Source organism: Streptomyces sp. NPDC051561 (genome assembly GCF_044454195.1).
Taxonomy (GTDB): Bacteria; Actinomycetota; Actinomycetes; order Streptomycetales; family Streptomycetaceae; genus Streptomyces.
This window is the reverse complement of sequence record NZ_JBITDM010000005.1, coordinates 127,519-143,833: the sequence shown is the minus strand read 5'-3', so window position 1 is coordinate 143,833 and position 16,315 is coordinate 127,519. Positions and strand designations below refer to the sequence as shown.

Genomic DNA, 16,315 nt, shown 5'->3' with positions numbered 1-16,315 from the left:
GTACCGGCATCACCAGAACGGGACATGCAGCCGGAGCGCCTCCCGCAAGGGAATCAAGGAGTTCCAGGAGCGTCGCGCACCGTTCAGGTGTCGCGGGCAGCCCATCACCCCAGCAATGGAGCGATGGGTTATTCGCGTGCTGCACATTGTGCCCAGACCAGAGAGCGGCTGCCCGTACCGAGCCTGCCGGAGACGGCGGAAAACGGTGGGGTTTCCCTGGCTGCGGATGCGACCTCCCTTAACCCTGGTGAAGCCGTATTCGAAACAGATAGAGAGGTTGGTTCGTGCCGAACCAGTCCCGCCCCAAGGTCAAGAAGAGCCGCGCGCTCGGCATTGCGCTGACGCCGAAGGCCGTCAAGTACTTCGAGTCGCGCCCCTACCCGCCGGGCGAGCACGGCCGTGGCCGCAAGCAGAACTCGGACTACAAGGTCCGTCTGCTGGAGAAGCAGCGTCTGCGTGCCCAGTACGACATCAGCGAGCGCCAGATGGCGCGCGCCTACGACCGCGCCAAGAAGGCCGAAGGCAAGACGGGCGAGGCGCTGGTCGTCGAGCTCGAGCGTCGCCTCGACGCCCTGGTCCTGCGTTCGGGCATCGCCCGCACCATCTACCAGGCCCGCCAGATGGTCGTTCACGGCCACATCGAGGTCAACGGTGGCAAGGTCGACAAGCCGTCGTTCCGTGTCCGTCCCGACGACGTCGTGATGGTCCGCGAGCGCAGCCGCGAGAAGGTCCCCTTCCAGGTCGCCCGTGAGGGTGGCTACGACACGGAGGGCGAGACCCCGCGCTACCTCCAGGTCAACCTGAAGGCCCTGGCCTTCCGCCTGGACCGTGACCCGAACCGCAAGGAAATCCCGGTCATCTGCGACGAGCAGCTGGTCGTCGAGTACTACGCCCGCTGATTTCGGCGTAGCTCTGGGCACCTCGCGTGCACTGCCCGTCGTCTTCCCGCCTCCTTGCGAGGCGGGGAGCGGCGGGTTTGCGCATTCCAGGGCTCCCGAGGCAGCGGGATCGCGGGCGCGCGATATGCGGTACGGGGTCGCAGCCCTGGCGCGATAGGCTCGCGGAACGACTTTTCGTACGCAGATATCTCGACGCAACAGGGAGCGCAACGTGTCCGGTGGAGAGGTGGCCGGCATTCTGGTGGCCGTCTTCTGGGCGATTCTGGTCTCCTTCCTCGCCGTGGTTCTGGTGAGGCTGGCGCAGACGCTCAGGGCGACGACCCGGATGGTGGCCGAGGTGACGGAGCAGGCAGTTCCGCTGCTGTCGGACGCCTCCGCGACCGTACGGTCCGCGCAGACCCAACTGGACCGGGTCGACGCGATCGCCTCCGACGTACAGGAAGTCACTTCCAACGCGTCCGCGCTCTCCTCCACCGTCGCCTCCACCTTCGGCGGACCGCTGGTCAAGGTCGCCGCCTTCGGTTACGGCGTGCGCCAGGCGATCGGCCGCAAGAAGAACCCGGAGCCGCCGGCTCCGGACCGCCGCACCGTGATCGTCGGCCGGACCCTCCCGTCCGCGCGACGGTCGAAGCGAAGCGGCCGGAGTTCCCGCGGATCTAAGGACTGAGCAGCGATGTTCCGCCGTACGTTCTGGTTCACCGCCGGCGCCGCAGCCGGAGTGTGGGCCACCCAGAAGGTCAACCGCAAGATCAAGGCGCTCACCCCCGAGAGCCTCGCCGCGCAGGCCGCAGACAAGGCGGTCGAAGCGGGCCACAGGCTCAGGGACTTCGCGCTCGACGTGCGGGCCGGCATGGTTCAGCGCGAGGCCGAACTCGGCGACGCGCTCGGCCTGGACACGGCCCCCGACGACGCGCGAGCGCTTGGGCCGCAGCGTTACGTTGCGGCGATCGACCAGCCTTCGCGTCACACCGAGCCTTCGCACCACACCACCAACTCCCCGCCCGAACGCGGGAATTCGTCTCACCGGAATGAGGACCACTGATGGAGTCGGCAGAAATTCGTCGCCGCTGGCTGAGCTTCTTCGAGGAGCGCGGTCACACCGTTGTCCCTTCGGCGTCGCTCATCGCGGACGACCCGACTCTGCTGCTGGTCCCGGCCGGCATGGTGCCCTTCAAGCCGTACTTCCTCGGTGAGGTCAAGGCCCCCTGGCAGCGCGCCACCAGCGTCCAGAAGTGCGTCCGCACGCCGGACATCGAAGAGGTCGGCAAGACCACCCGGCACGGCACGTTCTTCCAGATGTGCGGCAACTTCTCCTTCGGGGACTACTTCAAGGAAGGGGCCATCCGCTTCGCCTGGGACATCCTCACCAAGTCCCTGGACGACGGCGGTTACGGTCTCGACCCGGAGAAGCTCTGGATCACCGTCTACCTCGACGACGACGAGGCCGAGGAGATCTGGCGGGAGAAGATCGGCGTCCCCGCCGAGCGCATCCAGCGCCTGGGCAAGAAGGACAACTACTGGTCGATGGGCGTCCCCGGCCCCTGCGGCCCGTGCTCGGAGATCAACTACGACCGCGGTCCCGAGTTCGGCGTCGAAGGCGGCCCCGCCGTCAACGACGAGCGCTACGTGGAGATCTGGAACCTGGTCTTCATGCAGTACGAGCGCGGCGCCGGGCTCGGCAAGGAGGACTTCGAGATCCTCGGCGAGCTCCCGTCGAAGAACATCGACACGGGCCTCGGCCTGGAGCGCCTCGCCATGATCCTCCAGGGCGTACAGAACATGTACGAGACCGACACCCTGCGCGTCGTCATGGACAAGGCCACCGAGCTGACCGGTGTGCGTTACGGCGCCGCCCGGAACAGCGACGTCTCGATGCGCGTGGTCGCCGACCATATGCGCACCTCCGTGATGCTCATCGGCGACGGTGTCACCCCCGGCAACGAGGGCCGCGGCTACGTGCTGCGCCGCATCATGCGCCGCGCCGTCCGTAACATGCGCCTCATGGGTGCCACCGGCCCCGTCGTCCAGGAACTCGTGGACACGGTCATCGACACGATGGGCCAGCAGTACCCGGAGCTCATCACCGACCGCCAGCGCATCCTGGGCGTCGCCCTCGCCGAGGAAGCCGCCTTCCTCAAGGCCATCAAGGGCGGCACCAACATCCTGGACACCGCCGTCACCGAGACCAAGGCCGCCGGTGGCCAGGTCCTCTCCGGCGACAAGGCGTTCCTGCTCCACGACACCTGGGGCTTCCCGATCGACCTCACCCTCGAAATGGCCCAGGAGCAGGGCCTTTCGGTGGACGAGGACGGCTTCCGCCGCCTCATGAAGGAGCAGCGGGACCGCGCCAAGGCCGACGCCCAGGCCAAGAAGCACGGCCACGCCGACATGTCCGGCTACCGCGAGATCGCGGACGCCGCCGGCGAGACCGACTTCATCGGCTACACCAGCACCGTCGGTGAGTCGCGAGTGGTCGGCATCCTGGTCGACGGGGTCCCCTCCCCGGCCGCCACCGAGGGCGACGACGTCGAGATCGTCCTGGACCGCACCCCCTTCTACGCCGAGGGAGGCGGCCAGATCGGCGACACCGGCCGCATCAAGCTGGACAACGGCGCCATCGTGGAGATCCGCGACTGCCAGAAGCCCGTCCCGGGTGTGTACGTCCACAAGGGCGTCGTCCAGGTCGGCGAGGTCACCGTCGGCGCTCCGGCCCAGGCGATCATCGATGTACACCGTCGCAACGCCATCGCCCGCGCCCACAGCGCCACCCACCTCACCCACCAGGCGCTGCGCGACGCTCTCGGCCCGACGGCCGCCCAGGCCGGTTCGGAGAACCAGCCCGGCCGCTTCCGCTTCGACTTCGGCTCCCCGGCCGCCGTTCCCGGCGCCGTCCTGACCGACGTCGAGCAGAAGATCAACGAGGTCCTCAGCCACGAACTCGACGTGCAGGCCGAGGTCATGTCGATCGACGAGGCCAAGAAGCAGGGCGCCATCGCCGAGTTCGGCGAGAAGTACGGCGAGCGCGTCCGGGTGGTCACCATCGGCGACTTCTCCAAGGAACTGTGCGGCGGCACGCACGTGCACAACACCGCCCAGCTGGGTCTGGTGAAGCTGCTCGGCGAGTCCTCGATCGGCTCGGGTGTGCGACGTATCGAAGCCCTGGTCGGCGTCGACGCGTACAAGTTCCTGGCCCGTGAGCACACGGTCGTCGCCCAGCTCCAGGAACTGGTCAAGGGGCGTCCCGAGGAGCTGCCGGAGAAGATCTCCTCGATGCTCGGCAAGCTGAAGGACGCCGAGAAGGAGATCGAGAAGTTCCGCGCGGAGAAGGTGCTGCAGGCCGCCGCCGGGCTGGTCGCGGGCGCCAAGGACATCAAGGGCGTCGCCCTGGTCACCGGGCAGGTGCCGGACGGCACCACGGCCGACGACCTGCGCAAGCTGGTCCTCGACGTCCGTGGCCGCATCCAGGGCGACCGCGCCGCCGTGGTGGCCCTGTTCACCACCGCCAACGGCCGCCCGCTCACCGTCATCGCCACCAACGAGGCCGCCCGCCAGCGCGGTCTCAAGGCCGGCGACCTGGTCCGTACCGCCGCCAAGACCCTCGGTGGTGGCGGCGGCGGCAAGCCGGACGTCGCCCAGGGCGGCGGCACCAGCGTCGAGGCCATCGGCGACGCCATCGACGCCGTCGAGCGCCTCGTCGGGGAAACGGCCTGATGCGACGCGGACGCCGACTCGCGATCGACGTCGGGGACGCCCGGATCGGGGTCGCCTCGTGCGACCCCGACGGGGTCCTCGCCACCCCGGTGGAGACCGTGCCGGGACGTGATGTCCCGGCCGCCCACCGGCGGCTGAAGCAGTTGGTCGAGGAGTACGAACCCCTCGAAGTGGTCGTCGGTCTCCCTCGCTCCCTCAACGGGGGCGAGGGGCCGGCCGCGGCCAAGGTCAGGGCCTTCGTCCAGGAGCTCGCCAAGGGCATCGCGCCCATCGGCGTCCGGCTCGTGGACGAGAGGATGACCACAGTGACGGCCACTCAGGGGCTGCGCGCCTCGGGCGTGAAGTCCAAAAAGGGCCGGTCTGTCATCGACCAGGCCGCCGCGATTGTCATTCTTCAGAACGCGCTTGAGGCCGAACGGGTGTCTGGAGAGCTTCCCGGCGAAGCCGTCGAAGTGGTTGTCTGATCGCGATACGGTAACGTTCCGCGCCGTGGCGGCGTTTCGAACAGCTGCCGCACAGGAAATTGAGGCGGGACGTCTGCCGTGCCCCACGCGCGCCGGTCCCGCCGCCCAGCGGCTCTAGGGGACCGATGACTGAGTATGGCCGGGGTCAGGGCTCCGAACCGTGGCATCCAGAGGACCCGTTGTACGGGGACCAGGGTGGCCAGGGTTGGGGCGGGCAGCAGCAGGCCGCGCAGGGCCAGTCGGCGTACGGTCAGGACCCGTACGCCGACGGCCAGTCGCCGCAGCAGTACCCGCAGCAGGGCCAGCCCCAGCAGCCGTACTACGACGGTCAGCAGTACCCCCAGCAGCAACAGCATCCCCAGCAGCAACAACACCCCCAGCAGCAGTACCCGCAGCAGCAGGGTTACGGGCCGCAGGGCCAGCAGCAGGGTTACGGCCAGCAGGGCAACCAGGGTTACCAGGAGAACTGGGACACCGGTCAGGGCCAGGCCATTCCGTACGGGATGAACCCGGCCGACCCGTACAGCGGTCAGCAGCCCGGCTACGACACCGGCCAGCACGACTACTACCAAACCCCGCAGGCGTACCCCCCGCCGCAGCCCCCCACTCAGCGGCAGAACCCGCCGGAACCCGTCACCGACTGGGACGCGGACATGCCCGCCGAGGAGGAGCACCCCTTCTTCACGGGCGCCGACGACCGCCGCAAGGACCAGCGGGACGCCGACGGTGCGGACGACGGGTACGACGAGTACGACGACGACCCGCGTTCCTCGCGCCGGGGCGGCGGCAAGGGCGGCAAGTCCGGCAAGGGCAAGAAGAAGGGCCGCAGCGGCGCCGCGTGCCTGGTGGTTTCGCTGGTTCTCGTGGGGGGACTCGGCACGGTTGGCTACTTCGGCTACCAGTTCTGGCAGGCCCGGTTCGGGCCGGTGGAGGACTTTTCGGGCGAGGGCACCGATTCGGTGGAGATCGAGGTCAAGAAGGGCTTCGTCGGCAGTGACATCGGCGCCGTCCTCAAGCAGAAGGGCGTGGTCAAGAGCATCGACGCCTTCCGGGCCGCGCTCGCCAAGAACCCCGAGGGCAACTCCCTGCAGGCGGGTGTCTACACCCTGAAGAAGGAGATGTCCGCGGAGAGCGCGCTCAAGCTGATGCTCAGCCCGGCGAGCCGGAACAACTACAACCTGCCTCCGGGCACCCGCAACGCCGCCGTCTACGCGGAGCTCGACAAGAGGCTCAATCTCGCGGCCGGTTCGACCAAGAAGGTCGCCAAGGACCAGATCAAGAACCTGGGTCTGCCCACCTGGGTGCCCGAGGACAAGGACATCCTCGATCGGCTCGAAGGCTTCCTCTACCCGGCCACCTACTCGGTCGCCAAGGGCACCAAGCCCGAGGACGTACTCAAGAAGATGGTCGCCGAGGCGAACCAGCACTACGAGAACCAGAACCTGGCGGGCACGGCCCAGAAGCTCGGCCTCAACTCGCCGTACGAACTGCTCACCGTGGCGAGCCTGGTGCAGGCCGAGGGCAAGTACCCGCACGACTTCGACAAGGTCGCACGTGTCGTCTACAACCGCCTCAAGCCGAACCAGCAGGAGACCCATGGTCGCCTCCAGTTCGACTCGACGGTCAACTACCTGAAGTCGACGAGCACGCTGGACATCGGCGACACGAACAAGTTGGCCACCTTCGACGACCCGTACAACACGTACTACCTGAAGCGGAAGGGCCTGCCGCCCGGCCCGATCAGCAACCCGGGTGAGGACGCCCTGAAGTCGGCGCTGGAACCGAAGCCCGGCCCCTGGTTCTACTTCGTCTCCCTCTCCTCGGAGAAGACCGTCTTCACGAACACCTACGCGGAGCACCAGCGCTACGTGGACCAGTACAACGCGGAACGGAAGAAGTCCAAGCAGTGAGCAGCCCCCGCACCCGGGCCGCCGTCCTCGGCTCGCCCATCGCCCACTCGCTCTCCCCGGTCCTGCACCGTGCCGCCTACGCGGAGCTCGGCCTCGACGGCTGGACGTACGGTCGCTACGAGGTCGGCGAGGCCCAACTCCCCGCGTTCATGGGGGAGTTGGGGCAGGAGTGGGCGGGGCTCTCGCTCACCATGCCGCTCAAGCGGGCGATCATCGGGCTGCTCGACGAGGTCAGCGCGACCGCTGCCTCGGTCGAGGCGGTCAACACGGTCGTCCTCACCCGGGACGGGCGGCGGCTCGGCGACAACACCGACATCCCCGGGATGATCTCCGCCCTGCGCGAGCGCGGAGTCGAGAAGGTCGAGTCCGCGGCGATCCTCGGGGCCGGTGCTACCGCCTCCTCGGCGTTGGCGGCGCTGGCGCGGATATGCGCCGGCCCGGTGACCGCGTACGTACGGAGCGATGCGCGCGCGGTGGAGATGCGGACCTGGGGCGAGCGCCTCGGAGTGGATGTGCGGACCGCCGACTGGGCCGATGCCCGGGAGGCGTTCGCGGCGCCACTGGTGATCGCTACCACACCGGCCGGGACCACCGACGCGCTGGCCGCGGACGTACCGCAAGCCGTCGGCACGCTTTTCGACGTGCTGTACGACCCGTGGCCCACCGCCCTCGCGGCGGCCTGGTCCGCGCGTGGGGGAGCAGTGGTCGGAGGACTTGATCTCCTGGTGCACCAGGCGGTGTTGCAGGTCGAGCAGATGACGGGCGTCACCGAGGCGCCGCTCGCCGTGATGCGGGCCGCGGGGATGCGGGCGCTGGCGGGCACTGTCCGGTAGCCGGGCGGTTCGTCCGAGTGCTGGACCTGGGGCAAGGGCGCACCCCTGGCCGTGGGAGGATCGGGGTCGGCGGGTCCGGGCCGCGCATCCGGGCTGCGTCGTCGCAGATCCAGGCGCGAGCATGAGGAGCACCGTTGAGCAGGTTGCGCTGGCTGACCGCGGGAGAATCCCACGGACCCGCACTCGTCGCGACGCTGGAGGGCCTTCCCGCCGGCGTGCCGATCACCACGGAGATGGTGGCGGACGCGCTGGCACGACGCAGGCTCGGTTATGGGCGCGGCGCTCGGATGAAGTTCGAGAAGGACGCGGTCACCTTCCTCGGTGGCGTGCGGCACGGCCTGACCATGGGCGGCCCCGTCGCGATCATGGTGGGCAACACCGAGTGGCCCAAGTGGGAACAGGTCATGTCGGCCGACCCGGTGGACCCCGAGGTGCTGGCCAAGCTGGCGCGCAACGCGCCGCTGACCCGCCCCCGCCCCGGCCACGCGGACCTCGCGGGCATGCAGAAGTACGCGCTGGACGAGGCGCGTCCGGTGCTGGAGCGGGCCAGTGCGCGGGAGACCGCGGCGCGGGTCGCGCTGGGCACGGTGGCCAGGTCGTACCTGAAGCAGACCACCGGCATCGAGATCGTCTCGCACGTGGTGGAGCTGGCCGCGGCCAAGGCTCCGTACGGTGTGCTGCCCGTCCCCGCCGACGAGGCGAAGCTGGACGAGGACCCGGTGCGCTGCCTGGACGCGGACGCGTCGAAGGCGATGGTCGCGGAGATCGACCAGGCCCACAAGGACGGCGACACCCTGGGCGGAGTGGTCGAGGTCCTGGCGTACAACGTGCCGGTCGGGCTCGGCTCCTTCACGCACTGGGACCGGCGGCTGGACTCGCGGCTCGCGGGCGCCCTCATGGGCATCCAGGCGATCAAGGGCGTCGAGGTCGGCGACGGTTTCGACCTGGCGCGGGTGCCGGGCTCCAAGGCGCACGACGAGATCGTGCCGACGGCGGACGGTGTGAAGCGCACCACCGGGCGGGCCGGTGGCACCGAGGGCGGCATGTCCACGGGTGAACTGCTGCGGGTACGGGCCGCGATGAAGCCGATCGCGACGGTGCCGCGGGCACTGGCCACGATCGACGTGGCGACCGGCGATGTCGCCGCCGCGCACCACCAGCGCTCCGATGTCTGCGCCGTTCCGGCGGCGGGCATCGTGGCCGAGGCCATGGTGGCGCTGGTGCTCGCGGACGCTGTCGCCGAGAAGTTCGGTGGCGACAGCGTGGGCGAGACGCGGCGCAATGTGCAGTCGTTCCTCGACAACCTCCAGATCCGGTGACCGGCCCCCGGATCGTTCTGGTCGGCCCGATGGGGGTCGGCAAGACCACGGTGGGCGCGCTGCTCGCGGACCGGCTGGGGATCGCCCACCGGGACACCGACGCGGACATCGTCGCGGCTCAGGGGCGTGCGATCGCCGACATCTTCGTGGATGAGGGCGAGCCGTACTTCCGTGATCTGGAGCGGGCGGCCGTCCGTACGGCCGTCGAGCAGCACACGGGTGTGCTGGCGCTCGGCGGTGGCGCGATCCTCGACGGCGAGACCCGGGAGCTGCTCTGCGCGCACCCGGTCGTCTATCTGTCGATGGATGTGGAGGAGGCGGTCAGACGCACCGGTCTCAACCAGGCGCGCCCGCTGCTCGCCGTCAATCCGCGCAAGCAGTGGCGTGAGCTGATGGAGGCCCGCCGCAGTCTGTACACCGAGGTCGCCCGGGTGGTCGTCGCCACCGACGGACGCACCCCCGAAGAGGTCGCCCAGGCGGTCCTCGACGCACTGGAGTTGAAGGACGCATGACCAGCGAGCAGGCAGTAGCACCCACCCGGATCACCGTCGGGGGCACCGACGGCACCGAGGCGTACGACGTGCTGGTGGGGCGGCAGTTGCTGGGCGAGCTTCCCGGGCTGATCGGGAAGAAGGCCAAGCGGGTCGCCGTACTGCACCCCGAGGCACTCGCCGAGACCGGTGAGGCGGTACGGGAGGACCTGGCCGCACAGGGGTACGACGTCATCGCCATCCAGCTCCCGAACGCGGAGGAGGCCAAGACCGTCGAGGTCGCGGCGTACTGCTGGAAGGCGCTCGGCCAGACCAACTTCACCCGCACCGACGTGATCGTCGGCGTCGGGGGAGGGGCCACCACCGATGTGGCCGGTTTCGTGGCGGCCACCTGGCTGCGCGGGGTGCGCTGGATCGCCGTTCCCACGACCGTGCTCGGCATGGTGGACGCGGCGGTCGGCGGCAAGACCGGCATCAACACCGCCGAGGGCAAGAACCTCGTCGGCGCCTTCCACCCGCCGGCCGGGGTGCTCTGCGACCTCGCGGCGCTGGACTCGCTGCCGGTCAACGACTTCGTGAGCGGTCTCGCCGAGGTGATCAAGGCCGGCTTCATCGCCGACCCGGTGATCCTCGACCTGATCGAGGAGGACCCGCAGGCGGCGCGCACCCCCGAGGGCCCGCACACCGCCGAGCTGATCGTCCGCTCGATCAAGGTCAAGGCGGAGGTGGTGTCCGGGGACCTCAAGGAGGCCGGACGCCGCGAGATCCTCAACTACGGGCACACCCTGGGCCACGCCATCGAGAAGAACGAGCGCTACAACTGGCGGCACGGGGCGGCCGTGTCTGTGGGCATGGTCTTCGCCGCCGAACTGGGCCGGATCGCCGGCCGGCTGGACGACGCCACGGCCGACCGGCACCGCTCCGTCCTGGGGTCCGTCGGGCTGCCGCTCACCTACCGGGGCGACCAGTGGCCCAAGCTGGTGGAGAACATGAAGGTCGACAAGAAGTCGCGCGGTGACCTGCTGCGTTTCATCGTGCTCGACGGTCTGGCCAAGCCGACCGTGCTGGAGGGCCCGGACCCGGCGATGCTGCTGGCGGCACACGCCGAGATCGCAGCGTGAGCCGCATGAGCCGGGTCCTGGTACTCAACGGTCCGAACCTCGGGCGGCTCGGCTCGCGGGAGCCCGATGTGTACGGGGCGACCTCGTACAAGGGGCTCGTGGAGGCGTGCCGGGGGCTGGGCAAGGAGCTCGGCTTCGACGTCGACGTACGCGAGACGAATGACGAGGGCGAGCTGATCCGCTGGCTGCACGAGGCGGCGGACGGTGCGATTCCGGTCGTGCTCAATCCGGGGGCCTTCACGCACTACTCGTACGGGATGCGGGACGCGGCGGCCCAGCGCACCGCCCCGCTGATCGAGGTGCACATCTCGAATCCGTACACCCGGGAGGAATTCCGGCACACCTCGGTGGTGGCCGCCGTCGCCAGTGGCACCATCGCGGGCTTCGGGATCGGCTCGTACCTGTTGGCGCTCCGTGCGCTGGCGGAGCAACGCGACGCCTGAAACAACCGTCTTGTCGGGCAGGGCATTTAGGATCGCCTCCGTCCGTTCATCAGGTGAACGGACGGAGGCGGTACCGTGCGAGGGTTCGAGTGGGCCTTCGCGGGTCAGCATCAACACGATTCGGTTCATCGCTTCCGGTGGACCGTAGGCCCGGCAACAGTCGCCTGTACGAGACGGAGTGGCACCGGATGCAGCACGTAGTGGGGGCTCCGCTGCCACCTCCCCACGGACCCGGCGCGGCCTGGGCGGGCGCGGCCCCGCACCCGCAGGGCGCCCCGTTGCCGCCTGCGGGACCCCCGGCGCCCCAGGGCCCGCCCCAACCGCAGCACCCGGCACCGCATGCACACCGGCCCCCTGCGCCCCAGCAGCCCCACCCCCAGGCGCACCAGCCGCACCCGCAGCAGCCCCCGCACGCGCAACAGCAACCCCCCGCCCCCGGTTTCACCACGCACGGCCCCGGCAACGGCCCGCAGCCCCAGCAGGCCCCCGTGCCCCCCGGCGCCCGCGACACCACCGGGCACATCCAACTGCCCCCGGGCGGCCCCGTACCGCTGCCCGCGCCACCGGCCGCCGCCGCGCACACCGGGAACACCACCCTCGCGGTGCTGCTGATCGGCCCGGCCGGGGCGGGCAAGACGACGGTTGCCAAGTACTGGGCGCAGAGCCGCCGGGTGCCGACCGCGCACATCAGCCTGGACGACGTCCGCGAATGGGTCTGCTCCGGCTTCGCCGACCCGCAGGCCGGGTGGAACGACCACTCCGAGGCCCAGTACCGCCTCGCCCGCCGCACCTGCGGCTTCGCCGCCCGCAACTTCCTCGCCAACAACATCTCCTGCATCGTCGACGACGCGGTCTTCCCCGACCGGCCCGTGGTCGGCCTCGGCGGCTGGAAGCGGCACGTGGGCCCCGGACTGCTCCCCGTGGTCCTGCTGCCGGGCCTGGAGATAGTCCTGGAGCGCAACGCCAAGCGCAGCGGCAACAGGCGCCTCAGCGACGAGGAAGTGGCGCGCATCCACGGGCGGATGGCCGGCTGGTACGGCTCCGGGCTCCCGATCATCGACAACTCCCAGTACGACGTCGCCACCACCGCCCAGCTCCTCGACGAGACCCTGGCCCGCGCGATGGCGAGCCCGCCCACCTGGTAGCCCGCCCACCTGACAGCCCGCGCCCCCGGTGGCCCGCCCGCCTCGTGGTGGCCCGCCCGCCTCGTGGTCCGGCCCCGGCAGACCCGGTCGGACGCGCAGAAACGGCGCGCCCCCGCCTCCGTACCTACGCTCAAGGCATGTCAGAGGCCCATGGAATCCGCCGCGGGAGGCTGCGCGACCGAGCGGCCGCCGCGGGCAGCGACGCCGTACTCGTCTCCCGGCCCGCCAACGTCCGCTATCTCGCGGGCAGCGCCCCGGCCGGAGCGGTGGTGCTGCTCGGCCCCGGCGGCCCCGAGAACGACGTACTGCTGTGTCCGCGCACGCCCGAGGGCGTGTCCGTGGAGGGGCGCCCGGACGAGTACCTGCGGATCAGTGTCCTGCCGACGCCCGGCGCGGACGCGGCCGTCGCGGCGGCGGACCTCGCGGGAGCGGCCGGGGCGGCCCTGCTCGCCGTGGAGGAGCACCACCTGACGGTCGCCCGCTACCGGGCGCTCGGATCGGTGGCCCCCCGGCTGAAGCTCGCCGAACTGGGCTCCGCCGTCGAGCAGCAGCGCATCGTCAAGGACCAGGAGGAGATCTCCTGTCTGCGCACCGCGGCCGAGATCACCGACCAGGCACTGGGTGAGCTGCTGGAATCCATCCTGGTCGGCCGCACCGAACGCCATCTCGCCCTGGAGCTGGAGCGCCGCCTGGTCGACCACGGCGGCACCGCCCCCGCCTTCGCCACTTCCGTCGGCACCGGACCCAACTCCGGCCGGGGCGGCCACCGTCCGACCGACCGCCGGGTCGAGGAGGGCGACTTCCTCTCGGTGGGCCTGGGCGCCGAGTTCCGGGGATACCGTGTCGAGATCGGCCGTACGTTCGTCATCGGGACGACCCCGGCGGACTGGCAGATCGAGCTGTACGACCTGGTGTTCGCGGCCCAGCGGGCGGCCAGGGAGTCCCTCGCGCCCGGTGTCGAGTACCGCGAAGTGGACCGTGCGGCACGCCAGCCGCTGGAGGCGGCGGGGTACGGAGAGGCCCTTGTGGCGTCCGTCGGGCACGGTGTGGGACTCGAAATCGTGGAGGACCCGCAGTTGGCACCATCAGCCATGGGTAAACTGGACGCTTGTGTGCCGGTCACCGTCGAGCCGGGGGTTCACCTCCCAGGTCGGGGCGGAGTCCGGATCGATGACACTCTCGTCGTGCGCCCCGAGGCGGACGGCGGACCCGAGCTACTCACCATTACGACCAAGGAACTGCTCGCGCTCTAGCTTTTGCGCCTGCCGCGTGCGTTCCGTCGGTCGTTCCACCAGTCCAGGAGATTCCGCAACCGTGGCTTCCACGAACGACCTCAAGAACGGCATGGTGCTCAAGCTCGACGGAGGCCAGCTCTGGTCCGTCGTCGAGTTCCAGCACGTCAAGCCCGGCAAGGGCCCTGCCTTCGTGCGCACCAAGCTCAAGAGCGTGATGTCCGGCAAGGTCGTCGACAAGACGTTCAACGCCGGCACGAAGGTCGAGACGGCCACCATCGACCGCCGTGACATGCAGTTCTCGTACATGGACGGCGATTACTTCGTCTTCATGGACATGGACACGTACGACCAGCTCATGGTCGACCGCAAGTCCGTCGGCAACACCGCCAACTTCCTGATCGAGGGCTTCACCGCCTCGGTCGCCCAGCACGAGGGCGAGGTGCTCTACGTCGAGCTCCCGGCCGCCGTCGAGCTGACGATCAAGCACACCGACCCGGGTGTGCAGGGCGACCGCTCCACCGGTGGCACCAAGCCCGCCACCCTGGAGACCGATTACGAGATCGGCGTCCCGCTCTTCATCACGACCGGCGAGAAGATCAAGGTCGACACCCGCACGGGCGACTACCTCGGCCGGGTGAACAGCTAACCGTGGCCGCTCGCAACAACGCCCGCAAGCGCGCGTTCCAGATCCTCTTCGAGGCCGATCAGCGCGGCACGTCCGTGCAGAATGTCCTCGCGGACTGGGTCCGGCACTCGCGGAGCGACGAGCGACAGCCGCCGGTGACCGAATACACGATGGAACTCGTCGAGGGGTACGCGCAGTACGCGGCCCGGATCGACGAGCTCATCGCGACCTATGCCGAGGGCTGGGACCTCGACCGGATGCCGGTCGTGGACCGCAACATCGTTCGGCTCGGTACGTACGAGCTGGTGTGGGTGGACGGGACCCCGGACGCAGTGGTGATCGACGAGGCGATTCGACTCGCCAAGGAGTTCTCCACCGACGACTCCCCGTCGTTCGTGAACGGCCTGCTCGGCCGCTTCAAGGACCTGAAGCCGAACCTCCGCCGCGAGGACAGCTGACGCTGTCGCTCCGGCAGGGATGCCGCGAACGGAAGGGCCCGCAGCCGTGTGCTGCGGGCCCTTCCGCGTGCCGGGGCGGGTGCGTCGTACATGCGTGTTGTTCGTGCGTGCCGTACGCGTGTGTCGCACGGGCATGAAAAAACCGCCGGGGGCGGCAGCGGCATCAGCTGCCACCACCGCCCCCGACGGGACGTTTCTTCTCTTGCGGCACAAGGCGCGAGAGGTGCGGATCAGACCTCTTCGTGGCCGACCGCGCGACGCGCGTCCGCGTCCAGGACGCCCCAGCTGATGAGCTGTTCGGTCAGGACCGAGGGGGACTGGTCGTAGATCACGGCGAGGGTGCGCAGGTCGTCCTGACGGATCGACAGCACCTTGCCGTTGTAGTCGCCGCGCTGCGACTGGATGGTGGCCGCGTACCGCTGGAGCGGTCCTGCCTTCTCCGCGGGAACGTGCGCGAGACGCTCCAGGTCGAGACGGAGCTTGGGCGGCGGCTCGGCGGCACCGCCGGGCGTGGTGCCCGGCAGGAGCTCCTGGACCGGAACCCCGTAGAAGTCCGCGAGCTCGGCGAGACGCTGCACGGTCACCGCGCGGTCCCCGCGCTCGTACGAACCCACCACGACCGCCTTCCAGCGGCCCTGGGACTTCTCCTCGACACCGTGGAGGGAAAGGCCCTGCTGGGTGCGGATCGCGCGGAGCTTGGCCCCGAGCTGCTTGGCGTATTCGCTGGACATAAAGCTCCCCGGACGCTGGAACATTGCGGCTCCGCCGCGTGGCTGGTAACTCACTGTGAGGTTACGCAGCGTTACTTGGATGCGTCAAGCCGAATGGGTGGGAGCCCCGTGAGAGAAGGGATCCGAGCACTTCACCACCTTGCGGGCCGGTACTTCCGCACCCGGCCGAGAAGGGATCCGGAGGCCCTGGTACCGTGGAACACGCACATCTCGACGTCCTTTAAGAACCGTCCCGTGAGGCGGAGAAGGAGGTCCGTTTCATATGGACACCAGCAACACAGGTCTTACCAACAATTCCGATGCGCGGGCAGTTCTCGAAGGCCCCGACATCGCACGGGTTCTGACCCGTATCGCACACGAAATCGTCGAACGCGCCAAGGGCGCCGACGACTGCGTGCTTCTCGGCATTCCGACCCGCGGTGTTTTCCTCGCCCGCCGGCTCGCCGCCAAGCTCGAAGAGATCACCGGCCGCCCGATGCCGGTCGGCTCCCTCGACATCACCATGTACCGCGACGACCTGCGGATGCGCCCCGCGCGCGCCCTGGCCCGTACGGAAATCCCCGGCGACGGCCTCGACGGACGCCTGGTCGTCCTCGTCGACGACGTGCTCTTCTCCGGCCGCACCATCCGCGCCGCCCTGGACGCCCTCGGCGACCTCGGCCGCCCGCGCGCGGTCCAGCTGGCGGTCCTGGTCGACCGCGGCCACCGCGAACTCCCGATCCGTGCCGACTACGTCGGCAAGAACCTCCCCACGTCGTTGCGGGAGACGGTCAAGGTCCAGCTCGCCGAGGAGGACGGTCGCGACACCGTGCTGCTCGGTGTCAAGCAGACCGCCCCGGCCGACAAGTAGCGCCTGCCCGCTGCGCGGCCCGTGATCCGGGTCGTGCGGCGACTGCTGCCTGCTCGTACGCCTTCCCGCCCTCCGTGAAC

General features: G+C 69.7%; 17 protein-coding genes. 16 read left to right on the top strand and 1 reads right to left on the bottom strand.

Going from position 1 to position 16,315, the window contains the following annotated elements:
• Window positions 1-284 precede the first annotated feature (284 nt).
• From rpsD to nusB, 15 genes are all read left to right on the top strand, one after another.
• Window positions 285-899 (top strand): 30S ribosomal protein S4, encoded by a 615-nt coding sequence (gene rpsD / locus ACIA73_RS14080; RefSeq protein WP_345224933.1) that lies wholly within the window; start codon window positions 285-287, stop codon window positions 897-899.
• Window positions 900-1,125: 226 nt separating this feature from the next.
• Window positions 1,126-1,566, top strand: a complete 441-nt coding sequence (locus tag ACIA73_RS14075; protein WP_399439033.1) for a DUF948 domain-containing protein — start codon at window positions 1,126-1,128, stop codon at window positions 1,564-1,566.
• A gap of 6 nt (window positions 1,567-1,572) precedes the next feature.
• Complete coding sequence (locus ACIA73_RS14070; RefSeq protein WP_399438715.1) at window positions 1,573-1,941, top strand: DUF6167 family protein; 369 nt, start codon at window positions 1,573-1,575, stop codon at window positions 1,939-1,941.
• Window positions 1,941-4,610 carry an alanine--tRNA ligase gene (gene alaS, locus ACIA73_RS14065; RefSeq protein WP_399438714.1) on the top strand — a complete coding sequence of 890 codons (2,670 nt, stop codon included), beginning with the start codon at window positions 1,941-1,943 and terminating at the stop codon, window positions 4,608-4,610. Before ACIA73_RS14070 ends, alaS begins: the two co-directional genes overlap by 1 nt.
• Window positions 4,610-5,074: a Holliday junction resolvase RuvX gene (gene ruvX, locus ACIA73_RS14060; protein ID WP_399438713.1), complete on the top strand. Its 465-nt coding sequence runs from the start codon at window positions 4,610-4,612 to the stop codon at window positions 5,072-5,074. Before alaS ends, ruvX begins: the two co-directional genes overlap by 1 nt.
• 125 nt (window positions 5,075-5,199) lie before the next feature.
• Complete coding sequence (gene mltG / locus ACIA73_RS14055) at window positions 5,200-6,984, top strand: endolytic transglycosylase MltG (RefSeq protein ID WP_399438712.1); 1,785 nt, start codon at window positions 5,200-5,202, stop codon at window positions 6,982-6,984.
• Window positions 6,981-7,817 carry a shikimate dehydrogenase gene (locus ACIA73_RS14050; protein WP_399438711.1) on the top strand — a complete coding sequence of 279 codons (837 nt, stop codon included), beginning with the start codon at window positions 6,981-6,983 and terminating at the stop codon, window positions 7,815-7,817. Before mltG ends, ACIA73_RS14050 begins: the two co-directional genes overlap by 4 nt.
• A gap of 134 nt (window positions 7,818-7,951) precedes the next feature.
• The gene (gene aroC / locus ACIA73_RS14045) at window positions 7,952-9,136 is read left to right on the top strand and encodes a chorismate synthase (protein WP_399438710.1); all 1,185 of its coding nucleotides are present in this window, start codon (window positions 7,952-7,954) and stop codon (window positions 9,134-9,136) included.
• Between the two features lie 29 nt (window positions 9,137-9,165).
• Window positions 9,166-9,648, top strand: a complete 483-nt coding sequence (locus tag ACIA73_RS14040) for a shikimate kinase (protein ID WP_399439032.1) — start codon at window positions 9,166-9,168, stop codon at window positions 9,646-9,648.
• A complete protein-coding gene (aroB, locus tag ACIA73_RS14035; RefSeq protein ID WP_399438709.1) occupies window positions 9,645-10,748 on the top strand; it encodes a 3-dehydroquinate synthase in 1,104 nt (367 codons plus the stop codon). Before ACIA73_RS14040 ends, aroB begins: the two co-directional genes overlap by 4 nt.
• 5 nt (window positions 10,749-10,753) lie before the next feature.
• Window positions 10,754-11,191: a type II 3-dehydroquinate dehydratase gene (gene aroQ, locus ACIA73_RS14030; RefSeq protein WP_399438708.1), complete on the top strand. Its 438-nt coding sequence runs from the start codon at window positions 10,754-10,756 to the stop codon at window positions 11,189-11,191.
• A 188-nt stretch (window positions 11,192-11,379) separates the two neighbouring features.
• Window positions 11,380-12,336 (top strand): AAA family ATPase, encoded by a 957-nt coding sequence (locus ACIA73_RS14025; RefSeq protein WP_399438707.1) that lies wholly within the window; start codon window positions 11,380-11,382, stop codon window positions 12,334-12,336.
• A 137-nt stretch (window positions 12,337-12,473) separates the two neighbouring features.
• On the top strand, window positions 12,474-13,589 hold the full coding sequence (locus ACIA73_RS14020) for an aminopeptidase P family protein (protein ID WP_399438706.1): 1,116 nt from the start codon (window positions 12,474-12,476) through the stop codon (window positions 13,587-13,589).
• A gap of 61 nt (window positions 13,590-13,650) precedes the next feature.
• Entirely contained in the window at window positions 13,651-14,217 is a 567-nt protein-coding gene (efp, locus tag ACIA73_RS14015) for an elongation factor P (RefSeq protein WP_399438705.1), read from the top strand.
• Window positions 14,218-14,219: 2 nt separating this feature from the next.
• Window positions 14,220-14,654, top strand: a complete 435-nt coding sequence (nusB, locus tag ACIA73_RS14010) for a transcription antitermination factor NusB (protein WP_399438704.1) — start codon at window positions 14,220-14,222, stop codon at window positions 14,652-14,654.
• Between the two features lie 230 nt (window positions 14,655-14,884).
• On the opposite strand, the gene bldD is transcribed toward nusB, so the two are convergent.
• A complete protein-coding gene (gene bldD, locus ACIA73_RS14005; protein WP_185030598.1) occupies window positions 14,885-15,385 on the bottom strand; it encodes a transcriptional regulator BldD in 501 nt (166 codons plus the stop codon).
• Between the two features lie 262 nt (window positions 15,386-15,647).
• On the opposite strand from bldD, the gene pyrR reads away from it, so the two are divergent.
• The gene (gene pyrR, locus ACIA73_RS14000) at window positions 15,648-16,235 is read left to right on the top strand and encodes a bifunctional pyr operon transcriptional regulator/uracil phosphoribosyltransferase PyrR (protein ID WP_399438703.1); all 588 of its coding nucleotides are present in this window, start codon (window positions 15,648-15,650) and stop codon (window positions 16,233-16,235) included.
• Window positions 16,236-16,315 lie beyond the last annotated feature (80 nt).

Excerpts from the sequence above, each read along its gene's own strand:
- bldD (WP_185030598.1), bottom strand. The coding sequence starts at position 15,385 with ATGTCCAGCGAATACGCCAAGCAGCTCGGGGCCAAGCTCCGCGCGATC.
- ruvX (WP_399438713.1), top strand. The coding sequence starts at position 4,610 with ATGCGACGCGGACGCCGACTCGCGATCGACGTCGGGGACGCCCGGATC.
- alaS (WP_399438714.1), top strand. The coding sequence starts at position 1,941 with ATGGAGTCGGCAGAAATTCGTCGCCGCTGGCTGAGCTTCTTCGAGGAG.
- ACIA73_RS14025 (WP_399438707.1), top strand. The coding sequence starts at position 11,380 with ATGCAGCACGTAGTGGGGGCTCCGCTGCCACCTCCCCACGGACCCGGC.
- mltG (WP_399438712.1), top strand. The coding sequence starts at position 5,200 with ATGACTGAGTATGGCCGGGGTCAGGGCTCCGAACCGTGGCATCCAGAG.
- ACIA73_RS14020 (WP_399438706.1), top strand. The coding sequence starts at position 12,474 with ATGTCAGAGGCCCATGGAATCCGCCGCGGGAGGCTGCGCGACCGAGCG.
- ACIA73_RS14070 (WP_399438715.1), top strand. The coding sequence starts at position 1,573 with ATGTTCCGCCGTACGTTCTGGTTCACCGCCGGCGCCGCAGCCGGAGTG.
- pyrR (WP_399438703.1), top strand. The coding sequence starts at position 15,648 with ATGGACACCAGCAACACAGGTCTTACCAACAATTCCGATGCGCGGGCA.
- ACIA73_RS14040 (WP_399439032.1), top strand. The coding sequence starts at position 9,166 with ATGGGGGTCGGCAAGACCACGGTGGGCGCGCTGCTCGCGGACCGGCTG.
- aroQ (WP_399438708.1), top strand. The coding sequence starts at position 10,754 with ATGAGCCGGGTCCTGGTACTCAACGGTCCGAACCTCGGGCGGCTCGGC.
- aroB (WP_399438709.1), top strand. The coding sequence starts at position 9,645 with ATGACCAGCGAGCAGGCAGTAGCACCCACCCGGATCACCGTCGGGGGC.